Annotated in this window: 15 protein-coding genes; 9 read left to right on the top strand and 6 right to left on the bottom strand. The window is 27.2% G+C overall.

Features of this window, described 5'->3' with window-relative positions; translation table 11 throughout:
* From HMPREF1871_RS05975 to ppdK, 4 genes are all read left to right on the top strand, one after another.
* A partial coding sequence (locus HMPREF1871_RS05975) for an immunoglobulin-like domain-containing protein (RefSeq protein WP_198145796.1) occupies nt 1-895 on the top strand: 895 nt, incomplete at its 5' end.
* A 435-nt stretch (nt 896-1,330) separates the two neighbouring features.
* A complete protein-coding gene (locus HMPREF1871_RS05970) occupies nt 1,331-1,948 on the top strand; it encodes a helix-turn-helix transcriptional regulator (RefSeq protein ID WP_066131251.1) in 618 nt (205 codons plus the stop codon).
* A 1-nt stretch (nt 1,949) separates the two neighbouring features.
* On the top strand, nt 1,950-2,771 hold the full coding sequence (locus HMPREF1871_RS05965; protein ID WP_066131248.1) for a pyruvate, water dikinase regulatory protein: 822 nt from the start codon (nt 1,950-1,952) through the stop codon (nt 2,769-2,771).
* 23 nt (nt 2,772-2,794) lie between these two features.
* On the top strand, nt 2,795-5,413 hold the full coding sequence (ppdK, locus tag HMPREF1871_RS05960) for a pyruvate, phosphate dikinase (RefSeq protein WP_066131245.1): 2,619 nt from the start codon (nt 2,795-2,797) through the stop codon (nt 5,411-5,413).
* Nucleotides 5,414-5,680: 267 nt separating this feature from the next.
* Here the strand turns inward: ppdK and HMPREF1871_RS06230 are convergent, their stop codons facing one another.
* Together HMPREF1871_RS06230 and HMPREF1871_RS05955 are read right to left on the bottom strand one after the other, a co-directional pair.
* Nucleotides 5,681-5,848: a hypothetical protein gene (locus tag HMPREF1871_RS06230; RefSeq protein WP_157058087.1), complete on the bottom strand. Its 168-nt coding sequence runs from the start codon at nt 5,846-5,848 to the stop codon at nt 5,681-5,683.
* Nucleotides 5,849-6,187: 339 nt separating this feature from the next.
* Complete coding sequence (locus HMPREF1871_RS05955; RefSeq protein ID WP_066131242.1) at nt 6,188-6,916, bottom strand: HAD family hydrolase; 729 nt, start codon at nt 6,914-6,916, stop codon at nt 6,188-6,190.
* A 263-nt stretch (nt 6,917-7,179) separates the two neighbouring features.
* On the opposite strand from HMPREF1871_RS05955, the gene HMPREF1871_RS05950 reads away from it, so the two are divergent.
* Nucleotides 7,180-8,319: an MFS transporter gene (locus tag HMPREF1871_RS05950; RefSeq protein WP_066131239.1), complete on the top strand. Its 1,140-nt coding sequence runs from the start codon at nt 7,180-7,182 to the stop codon at nt 8,317-8,319.
* 63 nt (nt 8,320-8,382) lie between these two features.
* Here the strand turns inward: HMPREF1871_RS05950 and HMPREF1871_RS05945 are convergent, their stop codons facing one another.
* From HMPREF1871_RS05945 to HMPREF1871_RS05935, 3 genes are all read right to left on the bottom strand, one after another.
* Entirely contained in the window at nt 8,383-8,979 is a 597-nt protein-coding gene (locus tag HMPREF1871_RS05945; RefSeq protein ID WP_066131237.1) for a TetR/AcrR family transcriptional regulator, read from the bottom strand.
* 659 nt (nt 8,980-9,638) lie between these two features.
* Nucleotides 9,639-10,292 carry an ATP-dependent Clp endopeptidase proteolytic subunit ClpP gene (clpP, locus tag HMPREF1871_RS05940; RefSeq protein ID WP_066131230.1) on the bottom strand — a complete coding sequence of 218 codons (654 nt, stop codon included), beginning with the start codon at nt 10,290-10,292 and terminating at the stop codon, nt 9,639-9,641.
* Between the two features lie 97 nt (nt 10,293-10,389).
* Nucleotides 10,390-11,265: a YitT family protein gene (locus HMPREF1871_RS05935; RefSeq protein WP_066131227.1), complete on the bottom strand. Its 876-nt coding sequence runs from the start codon at nt 11,263-11,265 to the stop codon at nt 10,390-10,392.
* 478 nt (nt 11,266-11,743) lie between these two features.
* On the opposite strand from HMPREF1871_RS05935, the gene glmS reads away from it, so the two are divergent.
* The 4 genes from glmS to HMPREF1871_RS05915 all read left to right on the top strand — a co-directional run bounded on the left by glmS (nt 11,744) and on the right by HMPREF1871_RS05915 (nt 18,402).
* Nucleotides 11,744-13,543, top strand: a complete 1,800-nt coding sequence (gene glmS / locus HMPREF1871_RS05930) for a glutamine--fructose-6-phosphate transaminase (isomerizing) (RefSeq protein ID WP_066131224.1) — start codon at nt 11,744-11,746, stop codon at nt 13,541-13,543.
* A 468-nt stretch (nt 13,544-14,011) separates the two neighbouring features.
* Nucleotides 14,012-15,322, top strand: a complete 1,311-nt coding sequence (locus tag HMPREF1871_RS05925; RefSeq protein ID WP_066131220.1) for a YeeE/YedE family protein — start codon at nt 14,012-14,014, stop codon at nt 15,320-15,322.
* Between the two features lie 40 nt (nt 15,323-15,362).
* Nucleotides 15,363-16,697, top strand: coding sequence for an APC family permease (locus HMPREF1871_RS05920; protein WP_066131217.1), 1,335 nt, complete (start codon nt 15,363-15,365; stop codon nt 16,695-16,697).
* Between the two features lie 13 nt (nt 16,698-16,710).
* Nucleotides 16,711-18,402: an FAD-dependent oxidoreductase gene (locus HMPREF1871_RS05915; RefSeq protein ID WP_066131214.1), complete on the top strand. Its 1,692-nt coding sequence runs from the start codon at nt 16,711-16,713 to the stop codon at nt 18,400-18,402.
* Between the two features lie 83 nt (nt 18,403-18,485).
* On the opposite strand, the gene HMPREF1871_RS05910 is transcribed toward HMPREF1871_RS05915, so the two are convergent.
* Nucleotides 18,486-19,139, bottom strand: coding sequence for a DUF4097 family beta strand repeat-containing protein (locus HMPREF1871_RS05910; protein WP_066131210.1), 654 nt, complete (start codon nt 19,137-19,139; stop codon nt 18,486-18,488).
* Nucleotides 19,140-19,148: the final 9 nt, after the last annotated feature.

Raw genomic sequence — 19,148 nt, 5'->3', positions numbered from 1 at the left:
CACAACAGAATATGAAGATGAAAGAGGAAAAGTTTTACAACAAGCAGAAATAGGAACAAAAAAACAGAAAATTAAAGAAATAAAAGGCTATAAATTCAAAAAAGAAGAGCAGACCCAAACAGGTTATAAATATATCTATGAAAAAATAAAAGAACAAGTGCCAAATGAAGCACCAAAACAAGAAGAAAAAGAAAAAGCAGTCACAACAGAATATGAAGATGAAAGAGGAAATGTTTTAAAGCAAGCAGAAATAGGAACAAAAAAACAAGAAATCAAAGAAATAAAAGGCTATAAATTCAAAAAAGAAGAGCAGACCCAAACCGGTTATAAATATATCTATGAAAAAATAGAAACCAAAAAACCAGATATTTTGCCAGTTCCTACTCCTAAAAATACATCACCACAATTAGAAGTGATAAATAAAGAAATACAATTAGGAGAAATTTTAAACTTAAAAGACCTAATAATAAAAGCGACAGATAAAGAAGACGGCGACTTAAAAGATAAAGTAGAAATAACAGACAAAGGTGGTTTTGACAACAGTAAAGTCGGAACATATAAAATTACTTATAAAGTTACAGATTCGGCAGGATTAAGTGCAGAAAAAGAAGCTATAGTAAGAGTTAAAGAAAAATCACAAGGAAATGGAAATAATATAGGTGATGAAATTAATAACAAGAATAATACTAAGAGAAATAAGCAAAATCGCAAGATAAATTCTGTTAAAAATATTGCCTTGACTAACATTAAAAATAAAGACAAAATTCAAGAAAAAGTTTTACCAAAAACATCGGCACAAAAATCAAAAAATAAAATAGATAATAAAGTTAAACTACTTTCACTTTTATCTGGAGGAGCATTAATATTTTATTTATTGAGAAAAAGAAAAAACTAAATAGTAATATAAGATTTTTTAATTACTTATAATTATAAAAAAGACTGGTTAAGCAGATGGATTAATCTATATTTTAGATTAAGAAGTTTCTGAAATAACCAGTTTTTTATATTTTAAGTTATTTTTTCAAATTGTAGTAGTCTAACGGGGTATTTTTTAAAATATAACTCCTTATATTTTCATGAAAACAGCATACTTATTTTCTTGCTTCACAATAGCTTTACTAAAAAAAGCATAATAAAGAAATTAATACGCAGTAATAACTACATATTCTTACGCTTTGTAAGAATTTATCTTACCAAAATATACCTCAACTCAATTAAAAGTAAGAATAACAACACCTTAATACCTATTAATGTGTAATAATGAAAAAAATTATGTTGCATTATTTTCTTTTTTACTGTATAATTACGATTAGTGGACAAAGGAGGTAGCATGGAGCTTTCTAATAGGGAAAAAAATATAATAAAAATAGTAAAAAAATATGAACCCATAACAGGCGATAGAATAGCTTGTGAACTATCTTTAAGTAAATCTACTATAAGGACAGAGCTTTCGATTTTAGTAAAATTAGGGATACTAGAATCAAAAACAAATGTTGGATATTTTTTCAATAACGATTTTGTGAAAAAAGCAGAGTATGACACGCTTAAATTAATAAAAGTATCAGAAGTAATGGCATTAGCATGTACGGCTAAAGCAACAGAAACACTTTCGGAAATAATAACAAAAATATTTCTTCATGACATAGGGACAATTTTTATAGTTGATGATGATAATAATCTTTTTGGAGTTGTTTCTAGGAAAGATATGCTTAAAATATTAGTTTCAAATTCAACTGCTCATACAATGCCGGTAGCAATGGCTATGACTAGAGTACCTAACGTGGTTTATCTAAACGAAGAAGAAACCATTTTAGATGCACTAAGAAAAATAATAAATCACGAAGTTGATTGTTTACCAGTCATAAGGGAAGACAATGGTAAAAAAATCATAGGAAGAATATCAAAAACTACAATAATAAGATTGCTTTTAGATGTACTGGAGGGGTAGGATGATAACGATATATGTATTATCAGATTCGTTAGGAAATACAGCAACAGATGTAGTAAGGGCTGCACTTGCACAATTTGACCTTACGAGAGATGAGTACAAAGTAAAAAAAATTCCTGGAATCAGTAAAAAAGAACAATTAGAGGAATTATATGTAGAAATAAGGGAAAAAGACATAATAGTTCAAACTTTAGTAAGTAGAGAGCTAGCAATGTATTCAGAACAGTTAGCAAGTAAAAAAAATATAAAAATAATAGACATACTTACAGAATTGCTATCACAACTAGAAAGCAAATTTGACAAGAAAATAAAAAACAGACCTGGAGTGATAAGAAAATTAGGGGAAACTTATTTTAGACGGGTTGATGCTTTAGAATTTGCAGTGAGGTATGATGATGGCAAAGACATAAATGGACTAATAGAAGCAGACGTTGTGATATTAGGGGTATCAAGAACGAGCAAGACACCATTAAGTATGTATCTAGCAAATAAAAATATAAAAGTAATGAACTTACCACTAGTTCCAGAGATAAGTTTACCAAAACAATTATTCGATATAGATAATAGAAAAATTGTAGGACTAACAACATCAATAGAACATCTAAATGGAGTAAGAGGCGAAAGAATGAAATCATTGGGAGTAGAAAGTGAAAATAGTTATTCGTCAGAAATGAGAATTTTTGAAGAGTTAGAATATGCAAATGAAGTAATGAGAAAATTAAAATGTCCAGTAATAAATGTAGAAAATAGAGCCATAGAAGAAACAGCAGAAATAATAATAGATATATTAAAAGAAAGAGGAATAAATTTATTAAATATTTAATAAAGTAGAAAAAGGAGAAAATAATGAAAAAATTTGTTTATAATTTTAAAGAAGGAAACAAAGACATGAGAAGTCTGCTAGGGGGAAAAGGAGCCAACTTAGCAGAAATGAGTACGCTGGGGATAAACGTACCTTCTGGTTTCACAATCACAACAGAAAGTTGTAACGATTATTATGATAACAACATGAGAATTAAACCAGAAATTATCAAACAAATAAATGAACAGTTAGAACAATTAGAAAAAACTATGGGCAAAAAACTAGGAAGTTTAGAAAATCCGCTACTTGTATCAGTAAGAAGTGGAGCGGTATTTTCAATGCCTGGAATGATGGATACAATATTAAATCTAGGTTTAAATGATGAAACAACCATAGTATTAGCCAAAAAAAACAATGATTACAAATTCGCATATGATAGCTACAGAAGATTTATCCAAATGTTTGCAGACGTAGTTATGGGGGTAGAAAAATACAAATTTGAAGCTGTACTTACAAAAGTAAGAGAAAAAAATGGTTATGCAGAAGACAAAGATATGAGTGCTGACGACCTATTCAAAGTGGCAGAAGAATTCAAAAAAATATATAAAAAAGAAGTAGGAGCAGAATTCCCAACAAATGTAAAAGAACAACTTATGTTAGCAGTTGAAGCCGTCTTTAAATCATGGAATAACAACCGTGCAAAAGTATATCGTAGATTAAATGGAATAAGTGACAAATTAGGAACAGCAGTAAATGTTCAAGCCATGGTTTTTGGAAACATGGGAGATAATTGTGGTACAGGGGTATGCTTTAGTAGAAATCCAGCAACTGGAGAAAACAAACTATTTGGTGAATACCTAATAAATGCACAAGGAGAAGACGTAGTTGCAGGAATAAGAACACCAAAACCAGTAGCAGTATTAGAAGAAGAATATCCAAAACTTTATAAAGAATTAGTAAATATAACAAAAGTATTAGAAAAACACTATAAAGACATGCAAGATATAGAATTCACAATAGAAAATGAAAAATTATATATCTTACAAACACGTAATGGAAAAAGAACAGCAAAAGCAGCTGTAGAAATAGCAGTATCATTAGTACAGCAAGGATTAATCACAAAAGAAGAAGCACTACTTAGAGTAAATTCAGATGATATAAATCAATTGCTTCACCCAACATTTGAAGAAAGTGCATTAAAAGATGCAGTTATACTAACTCAAGGTTTAGCAGCATCACCTGGTGCAGCAACAGGGCATATTTATTTCACAGCAGAAGAAGCAGTAGAAGCTTCAATAGAAAGAAAAGTAATATTAGTAAGAGAAGAAACATCTCCAGAAGACATAGAAGGAATGGTATCATCACAAGCCATAATAACAAGTAGAGGAGGAATGACTTCTCATGCAGCAGTAGTAGCAAGAGGAATGGGAAAATGCTGTGTATGTGGTGCCCAAAATATGATAATAGACTATGAAAATAAAAAAGTAAAAATAGGAGAAGTTACTCTACAAGAAGGAGATATACTATCAGTAGACGGTTCAAGTGGAAAAGTATATCAAGGAGATGTAAAAAAATCAGATTCATCATTCTCAGAAAGCTTCAGAAAAATAATAGAATGGGCAGACGAAACAAGAGAATTAAAAGTATTTGCAAATGCAGATAACGAAAGAGATGCCAAAGCAGCATTTAATTTTGGAGCAGAAGGAATAGGACTATGTAGAACAGAACATATGTTCTTTGAAGAAGATAGAATAAGTCTAGTAAGAAAAATGATTTTATCAGCATCTGAATCAGAAAGAAAAGTTTATCTAGATAGACTTCAACCAATTCAAAGTGAAGACTTCTACAAAATATTCAAAGAAGCAGAAGGAAAATCAGTCAATATACGTTTATTAGACCCACCTCTACACGAATTCTTACCTCATGAAGAAAAAACAATAGAAATAATAGCAAAAGAACTAGATGTAACAGTAAGCCAACTAGAAAACAAAATAAAAAGTATAGCAGAATTCAACCCAATGATGGGACATAGAGGATGTAGACTAGGAGTAACTTATCCAGAAATTTACTTAATGCAAGCAAAAGCAATAACACAAGCAGCTATCCGTGCTAGAAAAGACGGAGTAGAAGTAAATGTAGAAATTATGATCCCATTAGTAGGAATAGAAAAAGAATTGTCATATCTAAGAGAAAAAATAGAAGCATTAATAGAAAAAGACATTCAAAACTATAAAGAAGTATTCAATTACAAAATAGGAACAATGATAGAAATACCAAGAGCTTGTTTAATAGCAGATAAAATTGCAGAATACGCAGAATTCTTCAGCTTTGGAACAAATGACTTAACACAAATGACATTTGGATATTCAAGAGATGATGCAGAAAAATTCATAGATATATACAAAAAGAAAAAAATATTAGAAAATGACCCATTTATACATTTAGATGAAAATGGAGTCTTAGAACTTATGAAATTAGCTGTAAACAAAGCTAAAAAAGCAAAACCAAATATAAAATTAGGTATATGTGGAGAACATGGAGGAGATGAAAAATCAATTGCCTTAGTAAGCAAAATAGGAATAGACTATGTATCATGTTCACCATATAGAGTGCTAATAGCAAAACTTGCCGCAGCAAAAGCAGCAATAGAAAATAGAAAATAACAAAGTGCTTTAAGTTAGGTTATCTTATTTATTAAAGAAAACTTTGATATATTCACAATAAATTTCCGCCATAAATGATAATATAAAAATACCAAATAAAAAATGAACTGAACCTAAAAATAAAGGATTCAGCTCATTTTTTTATTGTTGATGGCTTTGAAGATTATTATTTTTTCATTATTTTGTTATATATTTTAAGTAATATATATATTATAAAAATTAAGGCTAGAACTACAAATACACTAAGTGCTATGTTAAAAGTATTCATTAGTTATCATCACCCCTTTTAATTGCATTAATTTCATTTTCTGAAATAGTAGATATTTCCTTTTCCTTTGAATTAGCTAGATTATTAGAATAATTAAGATTATATAAGGGGGTAAGTAAAATACTTGAAGCAAAAACAACACTAATAAATTTAAATTGTTTTCTCATAAAAAAACCTCCTTTATTATTCATCATAAAACTATTTGTTAAATATAAGTAATCGATTACAATTAGAACGTATCATTTTCTTATATTTTTGTCAATTAAAAACTATCGTAAGAAAACTAATATATTAATAATATTATAAGTCTTTCTCTAAACAACAGAAATTTTATAATAAAATAATTAATATTTTAAGGATAAAAATACTCTTTAATACTGACAAAAAATATTATACCAAGAAAATATATGGAGTTTTAAAAGGACTATAAAAATTAAATTATTTAAAAAAATTGAAGTAAACAATTTAACTAAAAATGAGTCAAAAAGGTAGACAATTTTTAAGTGCTAAACATTAAGTATATCTAAATCGGGTTTAAGCTTATAAATAACATCTTTTCTTTCTATTATTATAGAAATTTTTTCCTTTAATTTTTTTGATGATTTTATATTTGTTAATAATTCCTTACTAGGATTTATAGCTACAGGGCGGCCTACTCTACTAAGCATTCTAAAATCTCCATTAGTATCGCCATAAGCATAAGAGTTTTCAAGGTCAATATTAAATATTTTGATAAGTTTATCTATCATATTATTTTTGCTGTCAGAGTCCCACATAGGAGTAACGTTGCCGGTAAAAATATTGTTTTTTATTTCATAAGTGCTACCAATACTTTTGAAAGCTCCATATTTTGCTCCCATTTTTTCTACTAAAAAATCAGGGCTTCCAGAAATAAAAAATACTAAGTGGCCATTTTTTTTATGTTCTTCTATGACATTTCTCGTATATTTATAAACTCTATCAGATTTCAATTTTATTACTTGATTTGCAACAAAATCTAAAGTATTTTTATCAAGTCCAGTAATAGCTTTCATATAGCAGTTAGATAGCTCAAAAAGATAATTATCGTATATTTCAAATCTATTATCCCAGGCTTTATATAGATGCTTAATGTCATTAACCCATATTTTCTCGTCTACTATTTCGTATTTTATAAGTTTTTTAAAATGATCTGTCATAAGGGAATCACGAAATAATGTTCCGTCTATATCAAAAAATGCAGCAATTTTTTTCATATTAAATCTTCCTTTTTTATTTTAAGTATATCTATAAAAAATCAAAAAAACTTTATTTTGTAAAATATTATTATAAAATAATATTTATAGCTATTTTGTTTAACTATATGATAAAAATAAATGTTCTTTAGTTTCAAACTTTTTTAATACTATATCATATAAAAAAATATTTATCAATATTATTAATATAATTTCAAAAGCTAATTCGTTGACACAAAAAATAAATATTAATATACTATAAAAAAAAGTTATTAGGAGAGGTTATGAATAAAATATCTCAAAAAGTATCAATTCTTTTTATATCAATATTTTTGATGTCGCATTTAGCTATAGCACCTGCTATACCAAAGTTATATGAGTTTTATCATTCAAAAGATAGTAATATAGGTCTTGCTTCTGTAGAAAATATAGTAACAATTCCTGCTATTATGATTACAATTTTTGTTATTCTAAGCAATTTTTTTGTAGCAAAGTTGGGTAAAAAAAATACAGTTGTATTGGGTCTAATCTTGATTTTTGTTTCAGGGATAATATCTTTTTTAACAACAAGTTTTACTTTAGTGCTAATAAGTAGATTTATTTTAGGAATAGGGATAGGTTTATATAATTCTTTATCTATAAGTATAATAGGGGATTATTATAGCGGAGAAACTCTTTCGGGCATGATAGGACTTAGAACAGCTTGCCTGAATATTGGTAAGGCATTAACAACTTTTGTTGCTGGGTATATGCTAGTTTTTTCTGCTAATTATACATTTTTAGTTTATATTTTGGTATTACCTATATTATTTATGTTTATAAAATTTGTTCCAGATGTGAAAGATGAAAAGAAAACTATAAAAAAATCTTTTATTTTTAACACTGATGTTTTATTTATTATGTTAATAACTTTTCTGGTAGGAATAAGTTATATAGGAGCTACTATAAAAATTCCAACGCTTTTAGTTACAAAATATGGTTATTCAAATATTTTTTCTAGCAATATTTTAACACTTTTAGCTTTTAGTGGTATTTTTGTTGGAGCTATTTTTGGAAAAATAAACAAATATTTAAAAAATAAATCCTTATTAGCTATGATTATTTTGATGATTATAGGTAATTTTATGTTTACATTGGCAAATAATAAATATTTATTTGTTGTAGGAAGTATTTTTATAGGTGCGAGTTTTGTTGGAACGATGTCTAGTGTATTTAGTTATGTAGCTAAAAATTATCATAGTGAGGTTAATTTTATAACAAGTATGGCACTAACGGCAGGGAATATTGGAGTTATAGTAACTCCTTTGATTTTGACAAAATTATTAGATAAGCTTTCATTAGAACTTTTTATAACTCCTTTTTACATTACAAGTTTATTAATGCTTTGTAGTATAGCATTTTATAGCAGATTGAAAAATAATTAAATTGTGTTTATCAAAAACAAAAAAGAGAAATTTTAAAACTATTTTAAAATTTCTCTTTTTTATCTATATAAACATACTTTCTAATTCTTCTTTTGATAGGTTTTTTATAAGTTTAATTGATTGATTTGTTATATTCATAAAGGTAATATCATCATAAATAACTGAAGCGCTTATAGCTCCTTGAAGAGTTGTAAAGAACCAGTCACAAATGTTTATACTAGCTTTTTCATTTATACCAAGAGATATAATAGCTCTTGTTGTAATTTTTTTCCAGTCTGTAAGAACATCGCAACATTTTCTTGCAACTTCTGGTGCTTCACCTATAGTCTCTAAAGCTAAAAGAGTCATTCTAAAGGATGGAGTACCGTATATTCTTATTTTACTATTGAACATTGTTATTAATGCATTAAGAATATCTGATAAGTTGTTAAGGGGTAAAATGGAATTCTTAAATTTTTTTTGAAATTCCTGATTGATTTGTTCGACACCAGCTAAAATCATAGCGTCTTTCCCTGCAGGGAAATAATAATACATACTGCCTTTAGGAGCTTTAGATTTTTTAATAATTTCTTGTATACTTGTACCCGCATAACCTTTTTTTTGTATTAGCTTAACAGTTTCTTTAATAATATTATCTTTTGATTTATTATTTAAAGTCATAACGTATCTCCTTAATTTTAGTATTATGCAATTAAATTATATCATTATATCTAAAAAAAATCAATCGTTTACATGCCTTAAAAACTGCTTAATATCAAGTTTTCATCATAAAAAAATGAAAGATAATATTTTCGTATTTTTTTTGTATTTGAAAAGATTTTTTAATTTTTAATATAGTTAAAAAATATTATTTTTATGAATTAATTAATTTTTAGAAAATTTCTTGAAATCTTGATAATTAAATATTTATTAAGTGAAAAAAGCTATATTATAATAGTTATAGAGTTTTTGAGAGGAGAGAATTTTAATTTAAAAAATATAATAAAGAGTTAAGCTTTGCTATAATAAAAAAATAAATTGGATATTTAATAATTTAATTTAGAATATACTATTTTTGAAAGAAGAAAATTTATTGAAATTTTTTTATCTGCTAAATGATAGTATGGGATAAAATCGTATAATAGAGTTATAAATTTTTTAAAAAAAATTAAAAAATTAGAAAAAATAGGATAAATTTTCAAGTTATTAATTATTTATAAAATTTTAAGATATAGCTATAATACTAAAAATTTTACTTTTAAATTGATAGAAGCTTATAAAGTTTTACCTAAAAAAAGCTAGTTATATTTCTTGATGAAACATCACTAGCTTTTTATTTTTTATTCTTTATCTTTAGCCATTTTTTCTGCTTTTTTCTTAATAGGTTTTTTTTCTTTTTTTTGAATTTTATCATTTTGAGGGTACATAACTTTGTCTACAAGTCCATATTCAAAAGCTTCTTGAGCAGACATGTAATTATCTCTTTCTGTATCTCGTTCAATAGCTTTTAGAGTTTGCCCTGTTCTATCAGAGAGAATTTTATTTAATTTTGCTTTTGTTCTTAAGATGTGTTTTGCAGCTATTTCTATTTCTGTTGCTTGACCTTGAGCTCCACCTAGGGGCTGATGAATCATTACTTCTGCATTTGGCAGACAATATCTTTTGCCAATAGTTCCTGCTGCTAATAAAAATGCTCCCATACTTGCTGCCATTCCCATGCAAATAGTAACAATATCACATTTTATATGTTGCATAGTGTCATAAATAGCAAAACCTGCTGTAACACTTCCCCCTGGAGAATTTATATAGAAGTAAATATCTTTTTCGCTGTCTTGTGCTTCTAAAAATAATAATTGACTTACTATTGAGTTTGCGACTTGGTCATTAACGTCTGAACCCAAAATAACTATTCTATCTTTTAATAATCTTGAATAAATATCGTATGCTCTTTCACCTTGCGATGTTTGTTCGATAACTGTAGGAATTAAATTCATTTTTTCCTCCTATTTCATTTAATTTACCTAAAATATTATACCTAAAATGCTTATTTTAGTAAAGTTTTAAAGATTAAGTATTAATATTTATAAAAAGTTATAAACTATAAGAATGTTCTTTGAAATTTCCTAAAATTGTATTTATACTATTAACTGTTATAAATGCCTTTGGACAGGTATTATCTATTATTTTTTTTAGGGTATATAATTCATTTTGCTGGATTACAAGAACAACCATTCTATGTTTTTTGTGGGTAAAGCCTCCCTCAACGTCCATAATAGTAGTCCCTCTATGAAGTTTTTCATTTATTTCTGCTACAAGTTCGGTAGATTTATCAGTAATAATAGAACATTGGATATAAGCTGATAGATATTTTTGCACTCCTTTGAAAGTTTGATTTCTAACAAAACTCATTATTAAAGCGTACATAACATAACGAATATCAAAAGCTATCCAGATAATAATATATATTGTGATGTCTTGTACTAAAAATACAGTAGGTAAGTTTAAATTAAATCTTTTAACAAAAAATTTACCTGTAATATCACTACCTCCAGTACTACCACCACTAATTAAAATAAAACTCATTGCAAGTCCTGAAATTATCCCACAAAAAATTGTAGCAACAAGTTTATCTTTTAAGTCTATTGGGGTGATAATAGTGGGTAAAAAATCAATTAAAAATGATGATACAACAGTCACAATAACTGTTATAATCATGAATTTTTTCCCAACATATTTAAAACCTATGTAAAAGAGTGGAGCATTGAGAATGAATTGTGCTAGACCTATACTAATATTAGTATATTTATTTATTACTAAAGCAAGCCCTAAAGCTCCTCCAGTTCCTAACTTATTAGCAGGAAGCATAAGTCCTGCATAAATAGAAAATAAGATTATACCTACAATTAAAAAGACAATCTCTTTAGTTTTTTTATTTTTATCTGCCTCGTAAAAAGTTTCTTTGAACATAATATCCTCTAACTTTATAACTTAAATTTATGTCTATTTTTATTTTAACAATTAATAAAAAAAATGCAATAGTTTATAGTAGAGTATAGGGGAAAATTATTTTATTTTAAGATAAATATTCTCTATAAATGCTTTGGTGATAACTATTAATAATTTTTACAAAAAAAAATATTTATGGTATAATACAACCATTAAAATAGGGTAATTTTAAAGATAATATCATGACATATTGAGGAAAAAGAAATTTACCTTGTTTTTTTGTGGTTATTTTTTAAAAATAGCTAGAATAATTATTAGGAGGATAATATAAATAATTATAGCGCCCGAACTAAGTTTTAAAGGTTAAATTAAATTTAGTTGACGAGGAAAAAAGTTATCGAAAATTCGGCGGATACTTTTTCGGGCTGGATGCTCGTTAGGTAGCATACAAAAACACAAAATTGCTACTGTCATCTAATAAAAATAATTAGGAGATAATATGTGTGGTATTGTAGGATGTGTTGGTAATTTAAATGCATTAGACTTTTTAATAGATGGATTAAAAAGTTTGGAATATAGAGGTTATGACTCTTGCGGAGTTGCCTTTTATAAAAAAGACAAAGTAGAAGTTATAAAAACTGTAGGACGTGTAAAAAATTTAGAAAATATATTACCAGCAGGAGAAAGTTGTAATATTGGGATAGGACATACCAGATGGGCGACACATGGAGAAGTTAGTGAGGTAAATTCACACCCACATCAATCTTTTTCTAAAAGATTTACTATTGTTCACAATGGAGTTATAGAAAACTTTTTAGAACTAAAAGAGAGATTTTTTAAAGATAAAAAATTAACAAGTCAAACAGATACAGAAATAATAGTGCAATTAATAGAACTTTTTAGTAAAGAAGGATTAGAAACAAAAGAAGCATTTTTAAAAACATTATCTAAACTTAAAGGTTCTTACGCATTATGTTTACTTGATTCGCTTGATAAAGACACTATATATGTTGCTAAAAATAAAAGTCCACTACTTATAGGTTTAGGTGAAGGAGTAAACTACATAGCAAGTGACGCCCTTGCAATGATTAAGTATACTAATAAGTTTTTAGAAATAAACGACCTTGAAGTTGTAACAGTAAAAAAAGATTCAGTAATAATAGAAGATATGGAGAAAAATGAAATAATTAGAGAAACATTCACTCCAAATATGAAATATGATGAAATAGACAAAGGTGTCTATGATCATTATATGATTAAAGAAATAAATGAACAGGCTTTTACTATAAGAAATATCATTTCAGAGTATTTTGATGGAAAAAATATTTCTTTAGATAAAGAAATATTATCCGAAGTAAAAGAAGCAGATAGAATATATATTATAGGTTGTGGAACTAGCTATAATGCAGGTTTAGTAGGGAAAGAATATTTTGAAAAATGGGCAAAAATACCTACAGAAGTACATTTAGCTTCAGAATTTGCTTATAATCTACCTCTTTTATCTAAAAAACCAATGTTTATATTTTTATCGCAATCAGGAGAAACAGCAGATTTAAGAGCTGTACTAACTAAATTAAAAGCTAATGATAATAATTATAAATTTTTAGTTCTGACTAATGTAGAATCTTCTACATTAAGTAGAGAATGTGATTATACGCTATTGCTTCATGCAGGAGTAGAGATAGCTGTAGCTTCAACAAAAGCATATACATCACAAATAGCGATTTTAAGTATACTAGCATATGAAGTAGCAAGAATTAAAGGGTATAAATTAAAAATAGATATAGAAAAAGAACTGTCTGTAGTGTCTAATGCTATAGGAGCAATATTAGACGACACGAAAACTATAAAAAAACTTGCAAAAAATCTTTTCACAAAACGAAATGCTTTTTATATAGGTAGAGGTGCAGATTATTATTCAGCTTGTGAAGCGGCTCTTAAATTAAAAGAAGTATCATATATACAAACAGAAGGATTTGCAGGGGGAGAATTAAAACATGGTACGATAGCTCTTATAGAAGAAGGGACACCTGTAGTAGCTATTATAACTAATACAACTTTGGATCTTAATACACGAAGTAACATTATGGAAGTAAAAAGTAGAGGAGCAAACACTTTAGTCATAACATTAGAAAAACTAGCTCGTCAGGGAGATTACAAAATACCTAATGTTCATGAAGCATTAGCGCCAATAGTAAGTATAGTAGTAACTCAACTTTTTGCTTATTATGCAGCTTTAGATAGAGAAAAAGATGTAGACAAACCAAGAAATTTGGCAAAATCCGTAACAGTAGAATAAAGGGAAAAATAAAGGTAAATACTCAGAAAAACCATTAATTGTAAAAAAATTAATGGTTTTTTTATTTTTTTGAAGAATAAAAAGAAATTAAATCTTGATAAAATTTAAAAATTTAAAAAAATAGCAAAAAAAATTTTTTATATTAATAATTTTATAGCGTTTTATTTTTTAATCTTTACATTATTTTTAAATTGATAAAATTCATATTCATTAAATAACTCAATAATATAAAAGAAAATTCATATTAAATAAAATAAATATATTAATACAGGGAAATTTACCATTTAAACAATATAACACAAGTCTAAAAATATTTTATTATTTAATAAAAGCTTTAAGTAAGGTAAATATAGTTATATCAAGGGTAGAAGAAAAGTACAAAATAAAAAAAATAATAAAAAGGGTTGCATTTTTTTTTTTTTTTGTTATAAAACAAGGGGCAAACTTAAAAAGGAGGGAATAAGATAAATGAATAAATTAAAGTTTAAAAAAAATTTTAAAAGTTGGCAAATAATTTTAGGAGTATTTATAATTTTACTTACTATTTATTTTGGATATGCCTTGAATAAACCAAAATTAATTATATCTCTTATGGGTGGATTTTTATTGGGATATACTTTAACAAGATCAAGATTTGGTTTTGCAGGAGGTATAAAAAGAATTTATGTCAGAGGAGAAGGAAGTTTGACAAAAGCTATTTTAATAGCACTTTCTGTAACAACTGTTTTATATGCTATAGTTCATTACGCAGCATATACTAAAGGGGCGATTCCAGCTTTCTTAGCAAAATCAGGAGATGTTTTTATACCTGGTACACAAAATGTATTTATGACAAATATAGGTACAGTTGTAGGAGGATTTGTCTTTGGGATAGGAATGATTATTGCAGGAGGATGTGCATCTGGAACTTTGTCTGACCTTGGAGAAGGAGAAGGACACGCTTTAATAGCATTTCCATTATTTGTTTTATTTACAATTCCTGGACATTATTTAAGAGAAGTTGTTGATAGAAACCCAATTGGAAAAATAGGAATTAGAGCTTATTTACCAGATTATTTTGGGTATTTTGGGGCCCTTGTAATAACTCTTTTAGGATTTTTGTTTTTATATTATTTGACAGTAAAATATGAAAAAGCAAGAAAAGTAGAAAAAACTTATATGACACCTACATCAGATTATCTTGATTTTGAAAAAGCAATTGCAGATAAAGAAGATAATTCAACATTTTTTGGAATATATCACAAAGTATTTATAGAACGATGGAGTTTTAAAACTGGGGCATTTGTGTTAAGTGTTGTATCAGCGTGTTTACTTATCTTTAATGGTAAAGCATGGGGAGTAACATCAGCATTTACAAAAATAGCTGTTTGGTTTTTAGGTTTATTTGGAATTAAATTTACTGATCCAGCTTTTAATGCTATAAATTCAGATTTAGCCAAAGGAATACTTACGCAATCAGGAGTTATTTTAGATATAGGTATAGTTTTAGGAGCATTTGTAGCTTTCTTGATGGCAGGAAGATTTAAATTTGATTTTAAATTTAACACTACAAACGCATTATTGTTTGGGTTAGGTGGTATCCTTATGGGATTTGGTTCTCGTTTTGCTAAAGGATGTAATATAGGAGCATTATACTCATCAATACCTAACTTTTCAATTTCTGGCTGGGTATTTTTAGTATCTATTTCACTGGGAGCTGTAGCGGCACTAAAAATATTTAAAGGTGGAATCTCTTGTTTAGTTCCTGCTAGACATAGAAATCCAGAAGATTTTAAGTAAATTCATAATTTAAAAAATTTGTTAAGAAGAAAGGAGAATTTTGAAGAAAAAATTAACAAGATTAGATGTTTTAGGCCTTGTTATAGGGTCTGTAATAGGGTGGGGTTCATTTACTCTACCGGGGAAACAATTTTTACCTATATCAGGAGTTATAAATACAACTATAGGTCTTATTATAGGTGGAATATTAGTAATAATCATTCAAAATTCATACCATATCATGTTAGAAAATAACAAAGGTGAAGGTGGAGAATTTACCTATACTTACAATAATTTGGGAGAAAAGCATGGATTTATAGTTGCTTGGTCATTAAGTTTATGCTATTTAAGCATGATACCACTAAATGCAAGTGCTTATGTACTATTATTTAAAGTTATATTTGGAGATAAATTAAGTTTTCTTTATATGTATCAAGTAGCAGGATATAAGGTATATTTTAGTGACGTAATTTTAATGAGTTTAGTAATATTGATATTTGCATATGTCAATATTAAGGGGCTTAAAGTAAGTTCTAAAGTTCAAAATATAATGAGTGGGCTTTTAGTTATTATAGTATTTGTTCTTTTAGTTTTGATGATAAAAAAAGCAGATACCAGTATATTTTTACAAAATTATGTTTTTAATTATGAATTTTCTTTTAAACAAATACTTTCAGTTATAGCGATTGTTCCATTTTTGTTTGTAGGATTTGATGTTATACCTCAAGTATCTAATGAACTTAAATTTTCTGTAAAAAAAGCAACGAGTATAGCAATACTTTCTATAATAGTAGGAGTATTTATATATGCCTCACTTAATATAATAGCAGGGATAAGTTTTTCGCCTTTAGAAGCTAAACAATCAGAGTGGGCGGTTGCAGAATCTATAATAAATATTTTAGGATATTTAGGATTTTTGTTTATGCTTATTGCTTTATGGGCAGCTATTACAGGTGGGATAAATGGCTTTATGATAGCAAGTAGTAAACTTATAGCTTCATTAGGAGCATATGAAATAATAAATCAAAAGTTTTACAAAAAAAATAAAAAAGACGCTTACCCTAATGCAATAATCTTTGTAAGTGCAATAAGTTTAGTAGCACCATTTGTAGGTAGAGAAGTAATACTATATATAGTAGATATGGCTAGTTTATTAGCTGCAATAGCATATTTATATGTAGGATACATAAGTAATAAAAAGGCTAAAACAAGAAAAAGTAAAATATTTTCTAAAATATCAGTTCTTATATCAACGATGTTTATATTACTTTTAATTTTGCCTTATTCACCGTCACAGTTATCAAAAAACTCGTTTATATTTTTAATAATATGGGTAGGATTAGGAATTTTATTATATGTAACAAATGTTAAAAAAGGAAAAAATAAAAAAATTTAAGGAGGAATAAATAATGAAATTAGTAGTAGTTGGAGGAGTAGCAGGAGGAGCTAGTGTAGCAGCTAGAGTAAGAAGAATAGATGAACTATCAGAAGTTATAATGATAGAAAAAGGGAAACACGTATCATTTTCAAACTGTTGCTTACCATTTCATCTAAGTGGAATTGTAAAAACAAGTGACAATCTTGTTTTAATGAATCCTAAAGAATTTAAAGATAAATACAAAATAGAAGCTAGAGTAAACCAAGAAGTAGTAAAAATAAATCCTGACAAAAAAACAGTTTTGATAAAAGAATTAGAAACAGGAAAAACTTACGAAGAATCTTATGATAAATTGGCTTTAGCACCAGGAGCAGGAGCAATTCTTCCAAAAGAAATAAAAGGAATAGATAGTGAAAATGTTTTTGTTGTCAAAAATGTTACAGATATCCATAACCTTCAAACATATCTTTTGAAAAATAATGTAAAAGATGTAGCAGTAGTTGGAGGAGGATTTATAGGATTAGAAGTATGTGAAAACTTAATTGACGCTGGAAGAAATGTTCACTTAATAGAAGGAACAAACCAAGTAATGGCTCCACTAGATTACGATATGGCACAAATTGTGCATAAAGAACTTCATGATAAAGGCGTAGACATGAAGCTAAATCAAAAAGTAGTAGAGATAAAAAAAGACATGGTAATTTTAGAATCTGGTAAAACTGTTAAAGCTGAAGCGGTAGTGATGGCTATAGGGGTAAAACCAGAAACAAGCTTAGCAAAAGATTGCGGTATAAAAATAGGAGAAACTGGTGGTATTTTAGTAAATCACAACTATCAAACTAATTACCCTGACATTTATGCAGTAGGAGATGCAATAGAAGTAACTAACAAATTGACAGGAGATAAAACTAAATTAGCTTTAGCAGGACCTGCACAAAGACAAGCAAGAGCAGCAGCAGACCACATGTTTGGAAAATATCATAACAATAAAGGAGTAATAGGGTCAAGTTGCTTACATTTATTTGATATAACTATAGCAAGTACAGGTTTAAATGAAAAAACTTGTAAAAAATATGGAATAAATTATGATTTTGCATACACAATTCCAAATGATAAAGTAGGACTTATGCCTAATCCTAACCCAGTATTCTTTAAACTTATTTACCAAGTGCCAACTGGAAAAATATTAGGAGCACAAGCAGTAAGTAAAGGAAGTGCAGAAAAACGAATTGACGTTATAGCTACTATGATTAGCATGGAAGGAACTTTAGAAGATTTGAAAGAATTAGAACTATGCTATTCACCATATTATTCAACTGCAAAAGATGTAGTAAACCATACAGCTTTAGTAGGTTTAAATGTAATGCACGAAGATTTCAAAAAAGTTCCTGTATATAAAGTAAGAGAACTTGTCGAAAATAATGAAATTATAATAGACGTGAGAGAAAAAGCAGAATATGATCAAGGTCATTTAGTAAATGCAAAAAATATACCTATGTCAGAATTTAGACAAAGACTTGATGAAATACCAAAAGATAAACCAGTTTATTTACACTGTAGATCATCACAAAGAAGCTATAATGTAATTATGGCACTTCAAGATTTAGGATACAAAAATTTATATAATATAGATGGATCATTCCTAGGAATTTCATTCTATGAATATTTTGAAGATGTTATGACAGGAAGAGAAAAAATAGTTACAGAATATAATTTTAATTAAAAATAATTATTAAAAAAAATAAAAAAAAGCCTTTAAAAAGTTGAGTTTCTACTACTTTTAAAGGCTTTTTAAAATTTTATTCTTTATTTTTTAATATCCATTTTACTTCTTAAAAATTCTAATTTAAATGTTCCAGAAATTGTTTTTAAATCTATGTGTTTGTTTGTGTTTTGTTCAATAAAAATATTTTTTAAGACTTTTTCAGAATGAATATTATAATTTTGTTCTATATCGTCTATTCCTAAAATAACATTAGTGCTAACTGTTTTAATTTCTATATTATCGGCTTTAAAAGGAATCAATTCAATGTTTCCACTGACACTATCAATGAAAAGTTTATCTGCTACTAAGTTTTTTGTTTTTATAAATCCACTTACAGTTTCTACATGAAGTTTTTTTACTTCTTTTATCCTTATATCTACATTTGAAGAGATATTTTCAATGCTTATATTCATTTTTTTAGGAATGTATACAATTAGTCTAGTAAGTTTGTCGTAAGTAAATTTAATTTTTTTCTCTGGTACTAATTTTTTCACAAGGACAACATTATTTTCAAAGCTTATATCATATTTTTCTATTTTATTTTCTTGATATAGAATTTTTAGTTCTTGTTTTTCTGTAGGTAAAAACAAAATATCTGTAGCTATTTCTTTGATAAAAATTTTATCAATTTCATCAATATTAGTAAAAATTTTTTCTCCTTTTGTTATAGTCATATCTTTTTTTTGAAAAATCATTTTCTTTTC

The sequence above is a fragment of the Gemelliphila asaccharolytica genome (assembly GCF_001553005.1).
Classification (GTDB): Bacteria; Bacillota; Bacilli; order Staphylococcales; family Gemellaceae; genus Gemelliphila; species Gemelliphila asaccharolytica.
The sequence above is the reverse complement of the archived record's forward strand: the minus strand, read 5'-3'. Positions and strand labels throughout refer to the sequence as shown.

Excerpts from the sequence above, each read along its gene's own strand:
- HMPREF1871_RS06230 (WP_157058087.1), bottom strand. The coding sequence starts at position 5,848 with ATGAGAAAACAATTTAAATTTATTAGTGTTGTTTTTGCTTCAAGTATT.
- HMPREF1871_RS05970 (WP_066131251.1), top strand. The coding sequence starts at position 1,331 with ATGGAGCTTTCTAATAGGGAAAAAAATATAATAAAAATAGTAAAAAAA.
- glmS (WP_066131224.1), top strand. The coding sequence starts at position 11,744 with ATGTGTGGTATTGTAGGATGTGTTGGTAATTTAAATGCATTAGACTTT.
- HMPREF1871_RS05955 (WP_066131242.1), bottom strand. The coding sequence starts at position 6,916 with ATGAAAAAAATTGCTGCATTTTTTGATATAGACGGAACATTATTTCGT.
- HMPREF1871_RS05950 (WP_066131239.1), top strand. The coding sequence starts at position 7,180 with ATGAATAAAATATCTCAAAAAGTATCAATTCTTTTTATATCAATATTT.
- ppdK (WP_066131245.1), top strand. The coding sequence starts at position 2,795 with ATGAAAAAATTTGTTTATAATTTTAAAGAAGGAAACAAAGACATGAGA.
- HMPREF1871_RS05945 (WP_066131237.1), bottom strand. The coding sequence starts at position 8,979 with ATGACTTTAAATAATAAATCAAAAGATAATATTATTAAAGAAACTGTT.
- HMPREF1871_RS05910 (WP_066131210.1), bottom strand. The coding sequence starts at position 19,139 with ATGATTTTTCAAAAAAAAGATATGACTATAACAAAAGGAGAAAAAATT.
- clpP (WP_066131230.1), bottom strand. The coding sequence starts at position 10,292 with ATGAATTTAATTCCTACAGTTATCGAACAAACATCGCAAGGTGAAAGA.
- HMPREF1871_RS05925 (WP_066131220.1), top strand. The coding sequence starts at position 14,012 with ATGAATAAATTAAAGTTTAAAAAAAATTTTAAAAGTTGGCAAATAATT.
- HMPREF1871_RS05965 (WP_066131248.1), top strand. The coding sequence starts at position 1,950 with ATGATAACGATATATGTATTATCAGATTCGTTAGGAAATACAGCAACA.
- HMPREF1871_RS05935 (WP_066131227.1), bottom strand. The coding sequence starts at position 11,265 with ATGTTCAAAGAAACTTTTTACGAGGCAGATAAAAATAAAAAAACTAAA.
- HMPREF1871_RS05915 (WP_066131214.1), top strand. The coding sequence starts at position 16,711 with ATGAAATTAGTAGTAGTTGGAGGAGTAGCAGGAGGAGCTAGTGTAGCA.